This window comes from Devosia sp. CN2-171 (assembly GCF_049354815.1).
Lineage (GTDB): Bacteria > Pseudomonadota > Alphaproteobacteria > Rhizobiales > Devosiaceae > Devosia_A.
In genome coordinates, this window is sequence record NZ_CP186479.1 from 1,847,109 (window position 1) to 1,865,920 (window position 18,812).

Consider the following 18,812-nt stretch of genomic DNA (forward strand, 5'->3'; position numbering starts at 1 on the left):
AAATCAACTCAGGAGGATCCCATGCTCGACAAACCCGCTACCCCCGACGCCTTCCCGGCGCCCGACTACGCCCCCGACCGGTGGCGCAACATCGCCCGCAGCTACACCGTGGCCGAGGTCCGGCGCCTCGCCGGCTCGCTCCCCATCCGCCACAGCCTCGCCGAGAACGGCGCTCGCCGGCTGTGGGAGTTGCTGCACAGCGAGGACTTCGTCCCGACGCTGGGTACCTTTACCGGCAACCAGGCAGTGCAGCAGGTGAAGGCCGGGCTCAAGGCAATCTACCTCAGCGGCTGGCAGGTTGCCGCCGATGCCAACTCGTCGGGCAACATGTACCCCGACCAGAGCCTCTACCCCGTCGACAGCGTGCCCTCGGTGGTCAAGCGCATCAACAAGGCCCTGCAACGCGCCGACCAGATCCAGATGATGGAACAGGCCGATGGCGTCGCCACCACCGATCTCGATTTCTTCGTCCCCATCATCGCCGATGCCGAGGCCGGCTTCGGCGGCGCGCTCAACGTCTTCGAGCTGATGAAGGCGATGATCGAGGCGGGCGCCGCAGCAGTGCATTTCGAGGACCAACTGGCGTCGGAAAAGAAGTGCGGCCATCTTGGCGGCAAGGTGCTGGTGCCGACCAGCCAGTTCATCCGCACCCTCAATGCCGCCCGCCTCGCCGCCGACGTGATGGGCGTTCCCACGCTGATCATGGCCCGCACCGACGCCGAGGCGGCCCGGCTGATCACCTCGGATATCGATGAGTACGACGCGCCGTTCGTTACCGGCGAGCGCACGCCCGAAGGTTTTTATCGGCTCAATGGCGGCATCGACGCCGCCATCTCCCGCGGCATCGCCTACGCGCCCTATGCCGACCTGATCTGGTGCGAGACTTCGAAGCCGGATCTCGCCGAAGCGAAGAAGTTCGCCGAGGCAGTGCGCAATGTGCACCCCGAACAGATGCTCGCCTATAACTGCTCGCCTTCGTTCAACTGGGCGCGACACATGGACGAGGCGGCAATGCGGGTGTTCCAGCGCGAACTGGGCGCCATGGGCTACAAGTACCAGTTCATCACCCTCGCCGGGTTCCACAACCTCAGCCTCACAACATTCGAGCTCGCCCGCGGCTACGCCGAGGACGGCATGGCGGCCTATTCGAAGCTGCAGCAGGCCGAGTTCGCGGCTGAAGCGCATGGCTTCTCCGCCACCCGGCACCAGCGCGAAGTGGGCACGAGCTATTTCGACGCCGTGGCGATGACCATCAGCGAGGGCCGCAGCGCCACCACCGCCATGGCGGACTCCACCGAACGGGCGCAGTTCCACTGAAGCGCGCGGGCGCCGGGTTCAGCCCGGCGCTCGACAGTTGGTGCAGCGTTCGAATACCAAACGCGGGCGGCTGAAGCCTGGGACAATGCTGGCGGAAGGCAGTGGTCCGGCTGGAAGCTGCTTTAGCGCCAAGCGATCGTTGTCGCTGTTCGCGCCCTAAGCCCGCTGCACCACTACCCCGTCCATCGCCAGCCCCTCGACCCGCGAGGCAAATACGCCGGGCATCGCGCCGCCCGGATAGTCCACGAGCCCAACAACCACCCCGTCGGCGCCCTTGGTCCAGGCGTTGGCCCGCCCTGCGGCGCCAGCTGCCGGGGCCAGATCGGCAGGCGTCGGTCGCAGATCGTAGCGCCGGGCGGTACCGAGTTCGCCTGCTACCTGCCTGAGTGCGATCCGCCTCAGCGTCACGTCGGCGATCGGCGCGGCCGTGGAGACGAGGTTGAGCGTCCCCTCCATCACCCCGGTGATGTCCTCGACGACGAGGCCCTGGACCGCGCCCGCCGGCAGTTCCGCGCGCCGGTCGACAACGGTCACCGTCAACCCCTCGCCCGAGCCCCAGTAGCCGTCAGGCGTCTCGTGGCATTCGAGGCTGATGCGGGAGAAGCGCACATTGCGGATGGCGCCGCCATCGCGCGAAAAGATGCCGAGCCCGCGGTTGGAATCGAGCACGGCGCAATCCTCGAACACGATGTCGGTGACGTCGCCAAAACTCTCGGTGCCGATCTTCAACGCGCAGCTCTGACTCGAGACGCGGCAGTTCCGCACCGTCACGCGCTCGCACGTGCCGATCCCCGTCGCACGTCGCGTCGTTTTGAGGCACACCCCGTCGTCGGCGGTCGAGATGTCGACGCCCTCGACCAGCACGTCATGGCAACTGTCGATCACCAACCCGTCGGTGTTGGGCAACCGCCGGTCGTTCTCGACCTTCACGCCCTTGACCCGCACGTCGCGGCAATTGACCAGGTGCATCGTCCACATCGGCGAGTCCGTGATCCGGACGCCCGATATCTCGACATCCGTGCAATCCTCGAGCACTAGCACCCGCGGCCGCAGCGTCGCCGGCACCCAGGTCCCCACCTCCGGGTCGTCGCCAGCGATATAGGCCCGCCCCGGTGCCGCAATCTCGCCCGCGCCGGTGATGGCGATGCCGCTCACCCCCTGCGCCACGATCAACCCGCGATCCGAGCCCTCCGCGATAACGCTGACGATATTGCCGGCCAGCGCGCCGTAGTCCGCCGTCAGCCGCAGCACGGCGCAGGCCTCGAGATGAAGCTCGATCCCGTCACGCAATCGCAGCGCTCCGCTGGGGTGCTCGCCGGCCGCAAGCACGACCTTGCCCCCGCCGGAGGCCGCGTCGATCGCGGCTTGGATTTCGGCAGTTTGGTCAGTGGTAGAGGCGGAGATGGTGGGCATGTGTAGGTCCTGATTGCTGCAGTCCGAGACGGCCGCCTCCCGTCCTCCCCCATGAAGGGGGAGGTGAAGAGTCAAGGCTGTGGCTCAATCGTGCCAAGTGCACCGGCAGGGCACCTCCCCCCTTGTGGGGGAGGAGGGGGGGCCGTCTTCCTCCGTGACCACCGAGAACTCGATGTCATCCCGGCCAATGCAGCGTGGCCTTACGATCCGGTTGCGAGCCCGTCACCCCACCGGCTTCAGCGTCTCCCCAGTGCCCGCATCGAACAGATGCAGGAACTCGACCGGCGCCTTGAGCGGAACCTTCTGCCCTGCCTCGAAATGCATGTGCTCGGGCACGTGCAGGATCGCCTCCGGCTCAGCCCCGTCGAGCTTGCCGTAGACATAGGTCTCCGTCCCGATGCTCTCGGCATAATCGACGAGGAACGAGACACTTGCCCCCTCGCCCGAGAGCCGCAAATGCTGCGGCCGAATGCCAAGTTCGATCGCGGCGCCCAGCTGCAGCGCCCCGGCATCGGCCGCCACATTGATCTCGCCGAACCCCGGCACGCTCACTGTGACGCCCCCCTCGCTCCGCCCGATCAGCGTGCCCGGATAGACGTTCATCCGCGGCGAACCGATGAAGGTCGCGACGAACTTGTTGGCCGGCCGCCGGAACAGCTCGACCGGATCGCCGAACTGCTCGAGCCGCCCGGCGTTCAGCACGGCGATGCGGTCGGCCATGGTCATGGCCTCGATCTGGTCGTGCGTCACATAGATCATCGTCGCGCCCAGCCGCTTGTGCAGCCGGCTGATCTCGGCGCGGGTCTGTACGCGCAGCGCGGCATCAAGATTGCTGAGCGGCTCGTCGAACAGGAACACATCGGGGTTGCGCACGATCGCCCGGCCGATGGCAACGCGCTGCCGCTGCCCGCCGGAAAGCTCCTTCGGCCGGCGCTTGAGATACGGTTCAATGGCGAGGATGCGCGCCGCCTCCTGAACCTTGCTGTCGATTTCGGCCTTGGGCAGCTTCAGGTTCTCGAGCCCGAAGCTGAGGTTCTTCTCGACCGTCATGTGCGGATAGAGCGCGTAGGACTGGAACACCATCGCGATGCCCCGCTCGGCCGGCCCAAGCGCCTGCACGTCCCGCCCGCCAATGGCGATCTTGCCGCCCGAGACCTTTTCGAGGCCGGAGATCAACCGCAGCAGCGTCGACTTTCCGCAACCCGAGGGTCCGACAAACACGACGAATTCGCCGTCCGTGACCTCGAGGTCGACCCCCTTGATAATCTGGAGATCACCAAAGTCCTTGGTCACCCCAGCCAGCTGCAATGATGCCATCGCTCACCTGTCCTGTGCCGCCCGCCTCGGGCCTTGCCGGGTGTCCATAGTGCGGCCATCCACTTCATTCGTCAATATGACGAACAAACTCGCCGAATCTGACGTTCCTCCCGGCTGACGGCTTCTCGGTCGAAACTGGCAGAAGTTCATGGCCCAAGCGCCGGCTTTACCCGGTTTTAGGGCGTCGAGGGCTCTATCCTACAGCTAGCGGCGGCCGCTGGGCATGTCGCGCTTGTTGGGTAGTTCACGCGGGCTGAACAGCGAGTTGTGCAGCTCACCGAGCGCTATCGCGGCGGCGCCGACGACCGTTGCGAGGGGACCGAGTCGGCCGGGCTCGATCGGCACCGGACGGCGGGTGCAGGTGGGGAGGATCTTGCGGACGAGCTCGACCAGTTCGGGGCGGCCGCCGATATTGCCGCCCATCACGATCTCCTCGGGATCGATTACTGCGGTGACCGTCGCGACCAGCAGCGCGGCCAGCCGAGCGGTTTCCTCGATGGTCACGATCGCGGCGCGCTGGCCTTCGTTGTAGCGGTCGAAGATGTCGCGCACGGTCGTGCCGGGCGGGCCGCCGGCCATGAGGTAGCGGGTCGAAATGCCGGACGCGCCGAGTGCATTCTCCAGTGCGCCACGCTCGACGCTGAGCGGCGCGAACGGGTCCGAGCCGAGCGGCAGATAGCCCACTTCGCCGGCCGCCTGGGCGGCGCCGCGGAGCAGCTTGCCGTCGACGAGGATGCCTAGGCCGACGCCCGTACCGATCGAGATGAAGCCGTAGTGGCCTTCGCTCGAGCGGTGCGATTCCCAATACTCGCCGATTGCGCCGGCATTCACGTCGTTCTCGAAAGTGACTTTGACATCAAGCACTTGGCGTATGGCCGAGGCCACATCGATGGTGCCCATGTCGTCGAGGTTTGGTGCCAGGCTCAATCGACCGGTGCGCGGGTTCATGACGCCCGGGATCGCGACCGTCGCCTGCAGAAGCTTGTCGGCGGAGAGCCCGGCATCGCCGAGGATCGAGGCCTTGAGCGCGCCGATCTGCCCGATCAGTTGCATGCCACCCTGGGGGTCGGCGGCCACCTCGCCATGCTGCACGATGGCGCCGGCGATGTTGGCGATGGTGGCGCGGATCGTGCTCGAGCCGAGATCCACACCGAGCACGTAGCCGGCCGTTGCGTCGACCTCGTAGCGCACCGCCGAGCGGCCGACACCGCCCGAAATCATACCGCTCTCACGCACCCAGCCGCGCTCGGTGAGCACGCGGATGACTTCCGACATGGTCTGCTTGGAGAGGCCGGTGACGCGCGACAGCCCGGCCCGCGAGGCCGAGCCTTCCCGCAGCAGCACGTCCATCACCGCCTGCACCGAAAGCTGCCGAAGCACCCGGGTTGGCGCGACCAGATCGTCCAAAGAGACGCCGCCCATTATTTGTTAAGTCACCGACCTAACTGTGCGCATTCGCCCCACCTGTCAAGTCAGCACCCCTCCCATGATGAACGGGCCAAGCTGACACCTCATGAACAAACTATGAACACCGTCTGAATGACCGAATCCGGCTCCGGAACAAACGTTCTATCCGCTTGACAAACGGAACAGTCCGTCATTCATTCGTCATGTTAACGAACAATTGGACGAGAGATGTCCGACCGGCTCTTGCTCGATGCTATCGATCTGGTCACCGCCCGGCTCAAGGCCGGTCAGGTTGCCGCGCCGGCATTTGAGGGCGGGGCCGCGACCGAGGCTACACGCCTCCTGCGGGAGGCCGGCTGGATCGAGCTGCGCGGCGGCGAGTACGTCGCCTCGAGCAAGCGCGGGCTGGTAATCGGCCTCGACCTCGGGGGAACCAAGCTCCGTGGCGCCATCGGCAACGCAGCCGGCGAAATCCTCGCCGAGTTCGACCTCCCAACCGTTACCGACGCACCCGACCATGTGCTGGCGCAGATGGCCGACATGGCACGCAGTCTTGCGGCGCGAGCCGGTGTCCCCATGGATACCGTCGAGCACGTGACCATTGGGGTTCCGGGCGTTGTGGCGCCTGATGGGCGGGTCGTGCTGTCGCCCAATGTCAGCTTCGACGGCAACACGCCGCTGGCGAAGACCCTGCAGGACAGGCTCGGCACCGGGGTCACCGTCGACAACGACGGTAACCTGTCCGCCTATGGTGAGTTGACCGACGGATGCGGCCGCGAGCGTGGCGCCCACTCTCTCGCCTTCCTCGCCATCGGTACAGGCATCGGCATGGGCCTGATCGTCGACGGCCACCTGCTGCACGGCAAGGGCGGCGGCGCCGGCGAGATCGCCTTCATCCCCTTTGGTTCCGACCCATTCGCCGAAGCTGCGGCCAATCCCGGCGGCGCCTTCGAGGCGGCGGTCGGCACGGACGGCATCCGCCGCTCCTACGCCCGCGCCACCGGCAAGGACGTCGATGTGCGCGAAATCTTTGATCGCGCCGAGGCCGGTGACAGAAGTGCTGCCGCAGTTATCGAGGACACTACGCGCAGCATCGCACTGGGTGTCGCCACCGTGATCGCGCTGCTCGACCCGGGCATCGTCGTGGTCGGCGGCGGCATCGGGGCGCGGCCGGGCCTGGCCGAGAAGATCGGCGCGCTGACGGCGCGCCTCGTGCCAACCGCCTGCGATGTGGTGCCGAGCGCGCTTGGTGACCGGGCGGGCGTTATCGGCGCCGTGGCCTTTGCGTGCCACCAGGCGAGGCTGGGCCTGATCGAGGGGTCGGGCACCGGCGCGGAAAAGGGAGCGGCGGCATGACCATTTCGGCCCGCTATCAACACGGCAGCAACGTGATGACGGCGCAGCCCGACGGTCTCGTTGCTTCCAGGGAGCCGGTGCTCCTCCCGATCATGGCCCCGCGACTGCAGGCTGATTGCGAACCCAACGGGCGCATTTCCCTCGCGCTCTGGGGTGCCGGGACGTTGGGCACGGTGAGTTTCTCCCAGCTCACCGGGCCCTTCGTCTACGGCCCAAACCGGGTCATCGGGAAAGCCGGTGGCGTCTACGTCGCTCAAACTGCCCCCGCGATGGTGATCCGCGGCGTCAGAGGAAATCGGGTGGTCGCGGCCAAGCGCGCGGCATGGTGGCACACGCCGGAAGCGGGGGACGCGACCGCCCGAGCCTCCCGCAACGGCGACCGGCGAAGCTTCGAACTCGCCTGGGGCAGCCTCATCATCGAGCAGCGCGGCGATGACCTGGTGCTGAGCGTCGGCGCTTCACGTGGCGAGGCGGAGGCGGCGCTTTCGCTTTCGGTCGAAACCATCGTCGCTGAGGCCGATGCCTACGTCCAGCGGTGCGACCGCCTGCCCGAGGCCGATCCAGTGCTGCGCTCCATGGTGATCCAGGGAACGCATGCCGCCCTCTCCAGCATCAGGCAGGACGAGCACGGCAAGTTCGCCGGCCTAGCCGCCGGGCAGGCTTACAGCGCCCCGGCCCGCACCTATTACCGCGACGGATACTGGACCCTGCAGCCGCTGCTGCAACTGGCGCCTGAAATCGTACGCGAGCAGATCCGCCTCCTGGCGGTTGGCATCCAGCCCGATGGCGAAGCACCGAGCGGCGTGATCCTGTCGGGCCAGGCGCAGGCGATCGCATGGGACAAGTTCCGCCGCGGCGACAGGGTCTATGCCGGCGAACACCTCCGGCAGGGCGATTGGTGGAGCGACCACTTCGACAGCCCGCTCTTCTTCGTCCTGACGCTCGGCGACTATGTCGCTGCCACCGGCGACCTCGAAGAGGCCAAGCGCCACTGGCTCACGGTTACCGCCATTCTGGAGCGCTACTTCGCGGCTTCCGGCCCCGACGGGCTGCCCAAGAAGCCGAACCACGATCGCGACTGGGCCGACAATGTCTATCGCGAGGGCTATGTCTCATACGACATCGGCCTTTGGCTCGGCGCGCTCGATGCCGTGGCAAGGCTGGGCAAGACCATCGATCCCGAGCTCTCGGGCAAGGCGCAGTTCCAAGCCGAGCTGGCCCGGCTCAACCTCGACCGGGCGCTATGGATGAAGACCGGAAACTATGCCGACTTCGTCAACTCGGATGGCTTCGCCGAGGATCACCTCACGCTCGATTCCCTGACGCTGCTGCGCTACCGCGCCACCTCGGACAAGCGCGCGCTGGAGGTGCTCGAGGCCGTGGCCAAGCGGCTCGAAAGCCGCAGCAACACCGAGCAGCCCTATGGCGACTGGGGCGTACTCTGCGCCTATCCCCCCTTCAAGCGGCCCAAGGACGTGCGCGCTAAATCCGCGTTCGCCTTCCGCTACCACAACGGTTCCGACTGGCCCTATCTCGATGGCGTCTATGCCGAGGAACGGCTGCGACGCGGCCTTCCTGGCGCCCGCTATGCGCTGACGCGCTGGTGGGAGATGTGTCTCGCCAATGGCTGGGCCGGACCCGTCGAATACTATTCGCCGCCCTTTGGGCGGGGATCGCTGCTCCAGGGCTGGAGCGGTCTGCCGGCGCATGTCGCGGTCACCTACCGCGACGTGCTCCTCGCAGGGGACGACGACAAGCCCGCGTCAAACGCTCTCGTCCTGGACGGAGCATAAGGAGGACCACAAATGAACTTCATCAGGCACTCAGCATTGGCCCTGGTGGCGGCGACGGCGCTCGCAACGCCCGTCATCGCTTCCGAACTACAACTGGGCTGGTATGTCGACGGCGACGAACAGGAGCAGGCGCTCCGCGGTCTGCTTGACCAGTACACCAAGCTGCACCCCGAAACGACTTTCGACCTGCAGATCACGCCCTATGACGGCATGTCCGAGAAATTCCGGCAGTATGCCGCGTCGGGCATCATGCCTGACGTGTCGCTGACGTCCTCGATGGAGCCGGTTGTCCGCCCGTTCCTCGTCGATTGGGCCGAGGTGAACGGCAAGGAGTGGATCGACCAGTTCGTCAAGGGTTGGGCCGATGGCGCAAAGCTCGGCGACAAGGTGATCGCCGCGCCGCTCGACGTCACCGCGGTCGGCATCTTCTACAATGTCGATGCCTTTACCAAGGCCGGCGTTGCCCTGCCGCAGCCGGGCGCCACCTGGGACGAAGTGCTTCCGGTACTGAAGCAGGTCTCCGAGAAGGCCAGCGTTCGCTTCCCGCTGGTATGGGACGTTTCGGCCCACCGCTATCTGACCTACCAGTTCCAGTACGGCAACCACATCTACTCCGAAGACGCGCCGATCAAGGTGGCGATGGACGATGCGAGCTGGGTCACGGTGCTCAAGCAATTCGTCAAGATCACCGAAGACTACATGCCGCCGGGGCTCTGGTCGGGTTCGAGCTCGGACAAGCCGTACGACATGTTCGTGAACCAGCAGGCCGTCGCCTACATGTCGGGCAGCTGGCAGATCGGCAGCTTCAATGACAACGCCACGTTCAAGTGGCAGGCCGGCCCGACGCCCAAGGGCACCGTGTCGTCGTCCAACGTCGGTGGCAACTACCTCGTCGCCTTCAACACATCCAAGCATCTCGATGAAGCCACGGCATTCGTGACCTGGATCACCTCGCCGGACGTCCAGGCCGAATACGCCAAGATCTTCGGCCTGCTCCCGGCCAACAAGCTGGCGCCGGCCGTTGCCTATTCGAGCGAAGATGCCGCCGCAGCCGTGAAGGGCTTCCAGGCCGACCTCGAGAACTCGCCGCGCTATGCCGCGACCGACCAGGCGTGGCCGGAAATGCAGGCCGGCGTCTGGGACGCCGTCAAGAACAGCGTCACCCAGGTCGTCGCCGGCCAGGTGACGCCTGAGGAGGCCATTGCCAGCCTGCGCGCAGCCGCCGAAGCTGCCATCACGGCGGGGCAGTAACGACATGAGCACGGGCGATCAGACGCAGTTGCGGGAACAGTACAGGTCGACGGGGTTTCTTCGCCTCATGGGCCAGACCAGCTGGCCCTATCTTCTGCTGCTGCCAACGGTCGCCCTGCTTTTCGCATTCACGCTCTATCCGCTGGTGCAGGGCCTGTGGATGAGCTTGTTCCGGCGCGGCCTCGTGGTCGTCGCGCAGGTGCCGGAATCGACGCCTGTCTTCGTCGGGCTCGACAACTATCTGCAACTGCTCGGCGACAAGGACTTCGTCCTGTCGCTGATCCGGACCGTCGTCTTCGTTGTCGTAGCTGTACCGCTGCAGCTGGCGGCAGCACTCGGCCTCGCGCTCCTGCTTGCTCCGCAGACACGGTTCAACGCGGTCATGCGCACCATTGTCTTCTTCCCTTCGATGATCTCCGGCCTGATCATCGGTGTCATCTGGGCCTGGCTGTTTGCGCGCAACAGCGGCCTCGTCAACTACGGCCTGTCGCTGATCGGCATCCCGGCAGTGCCGTGGCTGGAGCAGGACCAACTCGCCCAGGCGGCGGTCGTCGTTGCCTGGGTCTGGGGCGGCGCCGGGTTCAACATGATGATCCTGATCGCCGGCCTGACCGCGATCCCTCGCGATCTCTACGAGGCAGCCGCGATCGACGGTACCAGCCGCTGGCGGACCTTCACCAATATCACGCTGCCCCTGCTCCAGCCCTCGGTCGTGGTCGTCGTCGTACTCGGCGTCATCGGCGCCTTCCAGGTCTACGAGATCGTGGTCTCGCTGACGACGGGCGGACCGGGCCGGGCCACGGTGTTCCTGGTTCAGAACATCTACGAGACGGCTTTCAAGAAGCCCAATCAGGCCGGCATCGCGGCCGCACAATCGGGCGTGCTGTTCATCATCCTGATGGTGCTGACCATCATCCAGCTGCGAATTGCGCGGAGGCGCTGATGACCCTGCTTCGCTCGCCCGGACGCATCGCCGCCTTAGCCGCCGTGCTGATCCTCTTTGTCTTGCCTCCGCTCTGGCTGCTGTTGTCGGCACTGAAGCCGCAGGCCGAGATCTTCCAGTGGCCGCCCTCGCTGTGGCCTCAGACCTTCACGCTCGAGAACTTCGAGAAGACGGTGAGCCGCGCCAATTTCGGCAACTACTTCCTCAACTCGGCCATCGTTTCGATCAGTTCGGCGCTGCTCTCGGTGACGATGAGCGTGATGGCCGGATATGCCCTCGCCAAGTTCCGCTTCAAGGGCGACACGGTCATCTTCCTGGTGATCATGTCCGCCGTGATGGTGCCACTGCAGATCGTCCTGATCCCGGTGTTCCTGGTGCTGCGCGACCTGGGCCTGCTCAACACCCTGTGGGGGCTGATCATTGCACCCGCGGCGACCCCGACCGGCGTGTTCCTGATGCGCCAGTACATCACCGGCATCCCGGATAACCTGCTCGAGGCGGCCCGCATCGAGGGGACGCCCGAATGGCGGATCCTGCTGCGCATCATCGTCCCACTCTGCCTGCCTGCCATCGGCACGCTGCTCGCCTTCAACCTCGTGTGGCGCTGGAATGACTATCTCTGGCCGTTCCTCATCGTCACCCAGCAGGAGCAGTGGACGGTGCAGCTCGCCATCGCCAATTCCATCGGTCGCTTCTCGATCAACTGGCCGCGCCTGCTCTCGATGACCGTGCTATCGATCCTGCCGATGCTGGCGATCTTCATCGCGCTGCAGAAGACGCTGATGAACGGCCTGATGTCCGGCGCCACCAAGGAATAACCCGGCCCTATATGCGCTCGATCGCGACCTACGACCGCCTGCTCGCCACCCTGCGCGAGCGCATCTTCACGAGCCTCGATGCCGAGGTGCCCCTGCGCTTCCGGCGTGCGGAGAACGGCGATCGGGCGAGCGCGCTGAGCGAGCCGCGCGACGGGTGGGCGCCGGTCGACCGCGACCTGGTCTGGGGTGAGCCGGATGGCTACTACTGGTTCGCCGGCACCGCCACCGTGCCGGAGGAAGCGGCGAGGCAGCGACTGTTCTGCCGGATCGAGGCGCAGTTCGGGTCGGTGATGGGCCGCTCCGATCCGCAATGCCTGGTGCGCGTCAACGGCCGCATCGCGCAGGGGGCAGACGGCAACCACCGGGAGTTCCTGCTCAGCGAAGCCGCCGTGGCAGGCGAGCGGTTCGAGATCGTCATCGAGGCCGGCACGATCGAGGACCGGCGCCAGCTCGGTTTCGCCTGCCGGTTGCAGGTGCACGATGCGCTGGCCGAAAAGCTCTATTTCGACCTCAAGGTGCCGCTCGATGTCGCCCGGCTGCTGAAGTACGACGACGCGCGGCGCACCCGCATTCTCGGCCATATCGATGCGGCACTGAAGCTGGTCGATCTGCGCGAGGGCGATCCCGAGCGCTTCGCGGAGAGCCTGCGCGCCGCCGAGCCGGTGGCCGATCGCATCTACGCCGAGGCGGATGCCGAGGCGATGCCGACCATCGTCGCGACCGGCCACACCCATATCGACGTCGCCTGGCTGTGGCGGGTGCGCGAGACGCGGCAGAAGATGGCGCGCAGCTTTGCCACGGCGCTGAGCCTGATGGACCAGTATCCGGACTACCGGTTCATGTACAACCAGGGCCTGCTGCTCGACTATCTCGAGGCGGACTACCCCGAGCTGTTTGAGCGCATGCGGGAGAAAATCGCCGGCGGCCAGTTCGAACTCGAGGGGGCGCTCTGGCTCGAGCCCGACGTCAACATCACCGGCGGCGAGGCGCTGGTGCGCCACATCTTGCATGGGGTCCGCTACCATCAACAGAAGTTCGGCGTGACGCCACGCATTGTCTGGCTGCCCGATACGTTCGGCTACAGCGCCGCCCTGCCCCAGCTGATGAGCCTGTCGGGGCTCGATATGTTCGTCACCCACAAGCTCAGCTGGAACGACACCAACCGCATGCCCTACGAGGTGTTCCACTGGCAGGGTATCAACGGCACGAAAGTGCCTGCCTACTTCCTCACCACCCAGAAATACGAATACGACGGCATCAACACCACCTACTGCCCCGACCTCGTGCCGAGCCATGTACTGGGCACCTGGAAGCGTTTCAGCCAGAAGGGGTCGCTCGACGAGCTGTTCCTCGTCTACGGCCATGGCGATGGCGGCGGCGGGCCGACCCGCGCGATGCTTGAGAACGTCCGCCGCATGGAGCGCGGCATCCCCGGCTGTCCGCGGCTCGTCCACGACAAAATGGGCCCGTTCTTTGCGCGCCTCAGCGCGCGCTTCGAAGCGGAGCCCGAGGCGTTCCCGACCTGGGTCGGCGAGCTCTATCTCGAATACCACCGCGGCACGCTCACCTCCGTCGCCAAGAACAAGCGCAACAACCGCCGCGGCGAGATCACGCTGCGCGAGCTCGAGCTGTTGGCAGTCCTCGCCGCCGAGCGCGGCGTTCCCTACCCCAAGGCGAAGCTGTGGGAGCTGTGGCAGATCGTGCTGCTCAACCAGTTCCACGACATCCTGCCCGGCTCCTCGATCGGCGCGGTCTACGAGGACAGCGACCGCGACTATGCGCGGTTCTTCGCCGAGTCACACGCACTGGCGGCTGAGCTGGCCGCGCCACTCGCCGGTCCGGGCGAACACTTCGTCCTCAACGCGCTCGACCGCCCGCGCACCGGCTTCGTCTCGGTGCCCGAGGGAGAGGTCGTCCTTGATGGCACGACCACCATCGGGGCACAGAGGGTCGAGCGGGCCGACGGCTCCGAGGAGCATTGGGTCCCCGTGGCTGCCCCAGCTGCGGGCGGCCGAAGCGTAACGCTCATCAGCAGCGCAACCCCGCTCCCGACCAGCGCCGAACTGTCCGTCTCGCCAACCCGCCTCGAGAACAGCCGCCTGCGTGTCGAGCTCGACGATCTCGGCCGCATCGTCTCGGTCCGCGACAAGCGCACCGGGCGCGAGGCCATCGCCCCCGGCGTGACCGCCAACGCTCTCTTCGCCCACCGCGATGTTCCGCTGGATTTCGATGCCTGGGACATCGATGCCTCATTCGAGGATCAGGTGTGGTCGGTCGATCAGCTGGTCTCGCGCGAGGTGGTCGAAACCGGCCCGTATCGTGCCGCCATCCGCCTCACCTGGCGCTACGAGCGTTCGACAATCACCCAGGTGCTGGCGCTCGAAGTCGGGGCAACTCGGCTCGACATCGACTGTTTCGTCGATTGGCATGAACACCAGACCCTGCTGAAGGCGGCCTTCCCCCTTGCCGTCCGCGCCGACAGCACCAGAGCTGAAATCCAGTTCGGCCACGTCAGCCGGCCCACCCATCGCAACACCTCGTGGGATCAAGCGCGCTTCGAAACCAGCATGCATCGCTGGGTCGATTTCTCCGAACCGGGCTTCGGCGTCGCGCTCCTCAACGACAGCAAGTACGGCTACGACGCGCGCGGCAATGTCGTACGGCTGACGCTGATCAAGTCGCCGATCTTCCCGTGGCCCGAGGCCGACCAGGGCGAGCACCGCTTGCGCTACGCCCTGTTCCTCCACGACGGCGACAAGCGCGCCGTGCACGCCGAGGCCGAGAGCTTCAACGTTCCGCTCCGGCTGATCGCCGGCGGCACGGGTGATGGCCACGCGGTCTCGCTGGTCGAGGTCGCGAGCGGCGGCGCCAGCATCGACGCGATCAAGCAGGCCGAGGATGGCGATGCGATCGTCATTCGCCTGTGGGAAACCGAGGGCCGGCGCCAATCTGCCACCCTCCGCTTCGGCCGCACCTGGAAGCGCATCCGGACGGCCAACCTGCTCGAGGCGCCGAACACGACCCTTGCCACCAATGCATCGGAGCTGACGCTAGCCTTGGAGCCATTCGAGATCTTCACCCTCCTCCTCGATTGAGTCTAGGCAGCGCGCAAATCTTACTCCGCCCAATGGCCGTACAGGATTGGCATCTGCCCGACCAACGCGCTGAAGCGCTTCCACGACTTGCTTGCATGTGGCGTCCAGCCGGCTTCGGCAATGGCGGAGAGCCGCGGGAAAACCAGCCGGTCGAAGATGGCCCGGTCGGTCATCGGTTCGGACCAGATGCAGGCCTGGATGCCGAGCAGGTGCTTCTTCTGCTCGTCGGTCCAGCCCTGCGCCGGGTCGAACTCATAGGTCTCCTCCGGCCCTGACCAGCCGGCCCAGCCCGCGCCGGGCTCGGACCATGCCAGGCCGTTGGACATGTCGAGATAGTAGCGCTGGCCCGGCGCGACCACCATGTCGTAGCCCTGTCCGGCGAGCGCCGCCGCGACTTCCACCGTGCGCCAGCCCACCAGATACGACTTCGACTTGTCGATCAGGTCGCCATGCGCCGCCTCCTCCCAGCCACCGGTTACGCAACCGCGCGAGGCGAGGAACTTCTGGATGCGCCCGAGGAACTCGGCTTGCAGCACCGCGGCGCCGGTGCCCTCGATGTGGTCGGCGCCGCCGTGATTGGTGACCTGGTTAAGGCGCTTGGCATGCGATGCCGCCAGCGCCTCGCCTCCGACCTGCGCGAGCTTTGCGAGTGCCAGCGGCGAGCCGGACCAGGCGCCGAGCGGCACTTCATCGGCGCCGATGTGGAAGAGCTTGGACGGGAAGAGCTCGATGAGCTCGTCGAAGATTGTCTCGATGATCGGGTAGATCGCTTCGTTGGCCGGGTTGATGCAGTTGTTCGGGAACGCCTGCACCGAATAGTACTCGCCGTGCTCGCCGGGGTCGCGCAGCTCCGGGATCGCCTGCAGCATGGCGAAGCAATGGCCGGGAACGTCGATCTCGGGGACCGTGGCGATGCCGAGGCTGTCGCCCAGGGCCACAATCTCGCGGACCGCGGCCTTGGTGTAGTAGCCGCCGGATGGCTCGCCGCTCGAGCCGAGCAGCGCCGGGATGGGGAGGCCATGGCCGCGCCAGGCTCCGATCGTGGTGAGGGTGGGATATGCATCGATTTCGACGCGCCAGGCCTCGTCGTCGCTCAGGTGCCAATGGAAGCGGTTGAGCTTGTTCCAGGCCAGGATCTTGAGAAAGCGGGACACCTCGGCACTCGAATAGAACTGGCGCGCAACGTCGAGATGCGTGCCGCGCCAGCGCATCGCCGGCTCGTCCGTGATCATGCCGCCGGTCGGGAAGGTGAAGGCCGCCGGATGCTGCGTTGCGCCGCGGAGAATCTGGCCGAGGGTGATGAGGCCATAGAGGAACCCGGTCTGCGTGGCAGCCCGCACTTCCACGGAATCCGCCGCAAACGCGAGTTCATAGGCCTCAACGCCGAGCCCTTGCCGCGCGATGAGCCGGACTGGATAGCCGGCTTCGGCCGCAGGGCGCACCAGCCCCTCGACCGGGAACAGATCCTCGACCAAGGCCGTGAATGCCGCCGCGGCCCCCGTCGCGGCTTCGCCGACAGGTTGCAGGTCGAGACCGGCGGGCGCCAGCCGCGCTCCGGTCACCGCCACCGCTTTCGGCCACGGCACGATCGACACCGGCACCGGCGACTTGCCGGGCGCCGGCACCGGGAAGCGCGCCGCGCCTTTCAGCAGCTGGGCGTTGTCGCCGATAGCCTGGGTCGGGGTCGTCAGCACCGGCACGATGGTGCCGTCGCCCAGCGCCACATAGGCGGTGTTGGCCCCGTCGCTCCAATGCCGCAGCGGATAGCTGAGGCCGCGCGCGGTGATCGTCCACGTCGCCCCCGGCTCCAGCACGAACCCTGCCGGAGGTCCGAATTCGGAATGGTTCGAGATACGCGAATCGAACGTGCCGCCTTCGATCTCGGCCGTGGGATCGATGCGGGCCGGACCGCTGACGCAGAGCCTGAAGTCGGCAACCGGCGTCGTGCCGGAATTGGTCAGCCGCAGGGTGTAGGCGAGTGGCGCATCGTCCTTGGCCGGCTTCCATGTGGTGGCAAGCGAGAGGGCGGTGAGGCTGGTCATGGTCTGGTCCCGAGGTGAATGGCGCGGCGCGCCGGTCGAAGTGGCGCGGTCAATCCCCGAGCGGCTGGGTATCGTCGCCGTCGCGGTTGACCATCAGCTGATGCTTGATGCGCGCGAGCGCCGGCACGGCGGCTTGCTGCCTCCGCGTCGCCACCGTCTGCGCGATGATGTCGATCATGGCGAGGTAGGCGTACCGGGTCGGCGAGGGGCGAAGGATGTCGTCGGCCTCGCGCACGTCGATGCCGAGCAGGATGTCCGCCTCCCGCGCGACCAGCGAATCCGGGCGGGTGATCACGATCCGCGTCATCCCGTAGTCGCGCCCCGCATGCAGAGCCTGCGCCAGCGGCTGGTTGCGGCCGCTGACCGACGAGGCGATGATCACCGTGCCGCGCGGCGCCCCCGCAGTGCGCATTATCTGCGCCTGGTGGTCGATCGAGGCCGTAATCCTCAGGCCCAGCCGGAACAGCCGTGTCTCGAGCTCGTTGGCGACCAGCGACGACGTACCACCCGACCCGAAGGCGAGGATGTACTCGGCCCCGGCAAGACTGGCAGCAGCCTGCTCGACGCGGTCGACGTCGAGGCTTCCCACCATGGTGAACAATGCCGCCTGGGCATAGTTGACGATGTTGTGCGCAATCTCGGTGGTGGTAGCCGGCCCCTCGGGCGCGGTGACGTAACGCTTCACCACCGAGCGGCTCTGCGCCAACCGCACCTTGAACTCGGAGAAGCTGTCGCAGCCGATCCGCCGGCAGAAGCGCGTCACCGTCGGGGCCGACACATCGGCGGCCGCGGCGAGCTCGATGATCGAGAAGCGCAGCGCCGCCGCGATATCGGTCAGGATGACCTTGGCCAGCTGCTGCTCGGAGCGGGTAAAGGTCTCGCTCTCGGCCTGCAGATATCCCACCAGGTCCAGCATCGTTCCTCCCCACGCCCCCGGTTCAAGCGACAGCCTTGCCCTGTTCGTCAAACAGGTGGCATTGCGCCGGGTCAATACCGATCGAGAACGGTTCGCCCTCGGCGACGTGTGGATCGCCTTCAAACAGACCGGTGAAGTTCTCGCCCGAAGGCAGGGTCGAATAGGTCACCGTGTGGATGCCCAGCCGCTCCACGATCTTCGGCGTCACCGAGAAGCTGAACGGACCACCATCCTTGGCAAGATGCTCGGGTCGGATGCCCAGCGTAACCTCGCTGCCGACAAGATCGCCGGCCCCCTGGCGCTTCAGCGCGATCCGTCCGAGGCCGTGGAGGTCGACAACCACCTCGCCGCCCTCGGCCGCGGCCACCTTGCCACTTATGAAGTTCATCTTCGGCGAGCCGATGAAGCCGGCGACGAACAGGTTGTCGGGCTTGTGGTAGAGCTCCAATGGAGAACCCACCTGCTCGATCTCGCCGGCGTTCAGCACCACGATCTTGTCGGCCATGGTCATGGCCTCGACCTGGTCGTGGGTGACGTAGATCATGGTGGAGCCGAGGCGCTTGTGCAGCTCCATCAACTCGATGCGCATCTCGGAGCGGAGCGCGGCGTCGAGGTTGCTGAGCGGCTCGTCGAAGAGGAATATCTTGGGCTGCCGCACGATGGCGCGGCCGATGGCGACGCGCTGGCGCTGGCCGCCGGAAAGAGTGCCGGGCCGCTGCTGCAGGCGCGTTTCGAGCTGCAGCACCTTGGCTGCCTGCTGCACGCGCGCATTCACCTGATCATGAGGAAGCTTCTCGACGCGGAGCGGGAAGGCGATGTTCTCGAACACGCTCATGTGTGGGTAGAGCGCATAGGACTGGAACACCATGGCGATGCCGCGCTTGACCGGCGGCAGGTCCTTCACGGGCTTGCCCCCGATAATGATCTCGCCCTCCGTCACGTCCTCGAGCCCCGCTATCATGCGCAACAGCGTGGACTTGCCGCAACCGGAGGGGCCGACAAAGACGACGAACTCGCCTTCGTTCACCTCGAGGTCGATGCCCTTGATGATCTCGATTTCGGCGAAGGATTTCTTGAGGCGAGAGAGGGTGAGCCGACTCATCCAGGGGGTCTCCATGGGGCCGACGCGCGGCCCGATGAGTGA

Annotated in this window: 13 protein-coding genes; 7 read left to right on the forward strand and 6 right to left on the reverse strand. The window is 66.3% G+C overall.

Annotated elements, in window-relative coordinates; translation table 11 throughout:
- Positions 1-21 precede the first annotated feature (21 nt).
- Positions 22-1,317: an isocitrate lyase gene (gene aceA / locus ACOYW5_RS09200; protein WP_423068950.1), complete on the forward strand. Its 1,296-nt coding sequence runs from the start codon at positions 22-24 to the stop codon at positions 1,315-1,317.
- A gap of 156 nt (positions 1,318-1,473) precedes the next feature.
- Here the strand turns inward: aceA and ACOYW5_RS09205 are convergent, their stop codons facing one another.
- The 3 genes from ACOYW5_RS09205 to ACOYW5_RS09215 all read right to left on the reverse strand — a co-directional run bounded on the left by ACOYW5_RS09205 (position 1,474) and on the right by ACOYW5_RS09215 (position 5,454).
- On the reverse strand, positions 1,474-2,730 hold the full coding sequence (locus tag ACOYW5_RS09205; RefSeq protein WP_423068951.1) for a glycoside hydrolase family 28 protein: 1,257 nt from the start codon (positions 2,728-2,730) through the stop codon (positions 1,474-1,476).
- A gap of 222 nt (positions 2,731-2,952) precedes the next feature.
- Entirely contained in the window at positions 2,953-4,047 is a 1,095-nt protein-coding gene (locus tag ACOYW5_RS09210) for an ABC transporter ATP-binding protein (protein ID WP_423068952.1), read from the reverse strand.
- A gap of 204 nt (positions 4,048-4,251) precedes the next feature.
- Positions 4,252-5,454, reverse strand: a complete 1,203-nt coding sequence (locus ACOYW5_RS09215; RefSeq protein ID WP_423068953.1) for an ROK family transcriptional regulator — start codon at positions 5,452-5,454, stop codon at positions 4,252-4,254.
- A gap of 228 nt (positions 5,455-5,682) precedes the next feature.
- Here ACOYW5_RS09215 and ACOYW5_RS09220 point away from each other — a divergent pair, with 228 nt between their 5' ends.
- Genes ACOYW5_RS09220 through ACOYW5_RS09245 form a run of 6 tightly spaced genes read left to right on the forward strand, consistent with a single transcriptional unit; the run spans position 5,683 to position 14,710 of the window.
- Positions 5,683-6,810: an ROK family protein gene (locus tag ACOYW5_RS09220; RefSeq protein WP_423068954.1), complete on the forward strand. Its 1,128-nt coding sequence runs from the start codon at positions 5,683-5,685 to the stop codon at positions 6,808-6,810.
- On the forward strand, positions 6,807-8,603 hold the full coding sequence (locus ACOYW5_RS09225; RefSeq protein WP_423068955.1) for an amylo-alpha-1,6-glucosidase: 1,797 nt from the start codon (positions 6,807-6,809) through the stop codon (positions 8,601-8,603). The genes ACOYW5_RS09220 and ACOYW5_RS09225 overlap by 4 nt, the downstream gene beginning before the upstream one ends.
- A gap of 12 nt (positions 8,604-8,615) precedes the next feature.
- Entirely contained in the window at positions 8,616-9,854 is a 1,239-nt protein-coding gene (locus tag ACOYW5_RS09230; protein WP_423068956.1) for an ABC transporter substrate-binding protein, read from the forward strand.
- 4 nt (positions 9,855-9,858) lie between these two features.
- Entirely contained in the window at positions 9,859-10,797 is a 939-nt protein-coding gene (locus ACOYW5_RS09235) for a carbohydrate ABC transporter permease (RefSeq protein WP_423068957.1), read from the forward strand.
- Positions 10,797-11,615 carry a carbohydrate ABC transporter permease gene (locus ACOYW5_RS09240; protein WP_423068958.1) on the forward strand — a complete coding sequence of 273 codons (819 nt, stop codon included), beginning with the start codon at positions 10,797-10,799 and terminating at the stop codon, positions 11,613-11,615. Before ACOYW5_RS09235 ends, ACOYW5_RS09240 begins: the two co-directional genes overlap by 1 nt.
- Positions 11,616-11,626: 11 nt before the next feature.
- Positions 11,627-14,710, forward strand: a complete 3,084-nt coding sequence (locus tag ACOYW5_RS09245) for an alpha-mannosidase (protein WP_423068959.1) — start codon at positions 11,627-11,629, stop codon at positions 14,708-14,710.
- A 20-nt stretch (positions 14,711-14,730) separates the two neighbouring features.
- Here ACOYW5_RS09245 and ACOYW5_RS09250 read toward each other — a convergent pair whose 3' ends face one another.
- The 3 genes from ACOYW5_RS09250 to ACOYW5_RS09260 are packed head-to-tail and all read right to left on the reverse strand — an operon-like array spanning position 14,731 to position 18,770.
- Positions 14,731-16,752: a beta-N-acetylhexosaminidase gene (locus ACOYW5_RS09250; RefSeq protein WP_423068960.1), complete on the reverse strand. Its 2,022-nt coding sequence runs from the start codon at positions 16,750-16,752 to the stop codon at positions 14,731-14,733.
- Positions 16,753-16,801: 49 nt separating this feature from the next.
- A complete protein-coding gene (locus ACOYW5_RS09255) occupies positions 16,802-17,668 on the reverse strand; it encodes a MurR/RpiR family transcriptional regulator (protein WP_423068961.1) in 867 nt (288 codons plus the stop codon).
- A gap of 22 nt (positions 17,669-17,690) precedes the next feature.
- Positions 17,691-18,770, reverse strand: a complete 1,080-nt coding sequence (locus ACOYW5_RS09260; RefSeq protein WP_423068962.1) for an ABC transporter ATP-binding protein — start codon at positions 18,768-18,770, stop codon at positions 17,691-17,693.
- Positions 18,771-18,812: the final 42 nt, after the last annotated feature.

What these genes read in the sequence shown, in the direction of transcription:
- aceA (WP_423068950.1), top strand. Translation starts at nt 22, where the DNA reads ATGCTCGACAAACCCGCTACCCCCGACGCCTTCCCGGCGCCCGACTAC.
- ACOYW5_RS09205 (WP_423068951.1), bottom strand. Translation starts at nt 2,730, where the DNA reads ATGCCCACCATCTCCGCCTCTACCACTGACCAAACTGCCGAAATCCAA.
- ACOYW5_RS09210 (WP_423068952.1), bottom strand. Translation starts at nt 4,047, where the DNA reads ATGGCATCATTGCAGCTGGCTGGGGTGACCAAGGACTTTGGTGATCTC.
- ACOYW5_RS09220 (WP_423068954.1), top strand. Translation starts at nt 5,683, where the DNA reads ATGTCCGACCGGCTCTTGCTCGATGCTATCGATCTGGTCACCGCCCGG.
- ACOYW5_RS09225 (WP_423068955.1), top strand. Translation starts at nt 6,807, where the DNA reads ATGACCATTTCGGCCCGCTATCAACACGGCAGCAACGTGATGACGGCG.
- ACOYW5_RS09230 (WP_423068956.1), top strand. Translation starts at nt 8,616, where the DNA reads ATGAACTTCATCAGGCACTCAGCATTGGCCCTGGTGGCGGCGACGGCG.
- ACOYW5_RS09235 (WP_423068957.1), top strand. Translation starts at nt 9,859, where the DNA reads ATGAGCACGGGCGATCAGACGCAGTTGCGGGAACAGTACAGGTCGACG.
- ACOYW5_RS09240 (WP_423068958.1), top strand. Translation starts at nt 10,797, where the DNA reads ATGACCCTGCTTCGCTCGCCCGGACGCATCGCCGCCTTAGCCGCCGTG.
- ACOYW5_RS09245 (WP_423068959.1), top strand. Translation starts at nt 11,627, where the DNA reads ATGCGCTCGATCGCGACCTACGACCGCCTGCTCGCCACCCTGCGCGAG.
- ACOYW5_RS09250 (WP_423068960.1), bottom strand. Translation starts at nt 16,752, where the DNA reads ATGACCAGCCTCACCGCCCTCTCGCTTGCCACCACATGGAAGCCGGCC.
- ACOYW5_RS09255 (WP_423068961.1), bottom strand. Translation starts at nt 17,668, where the DNA reads ATGCTGGACCTGGTGGGATATCTGCAGGCCGAGAGCGAGACCTTTACC.
- ACOYW5_RS09260 (WP_423068962.1), bottom strand. Translation starts at nt 18,770, where the DNA reads ATGAGTCGGCTCACCCTCTCTCGCCTCAAGAAATCCTTCGCCGAAATC.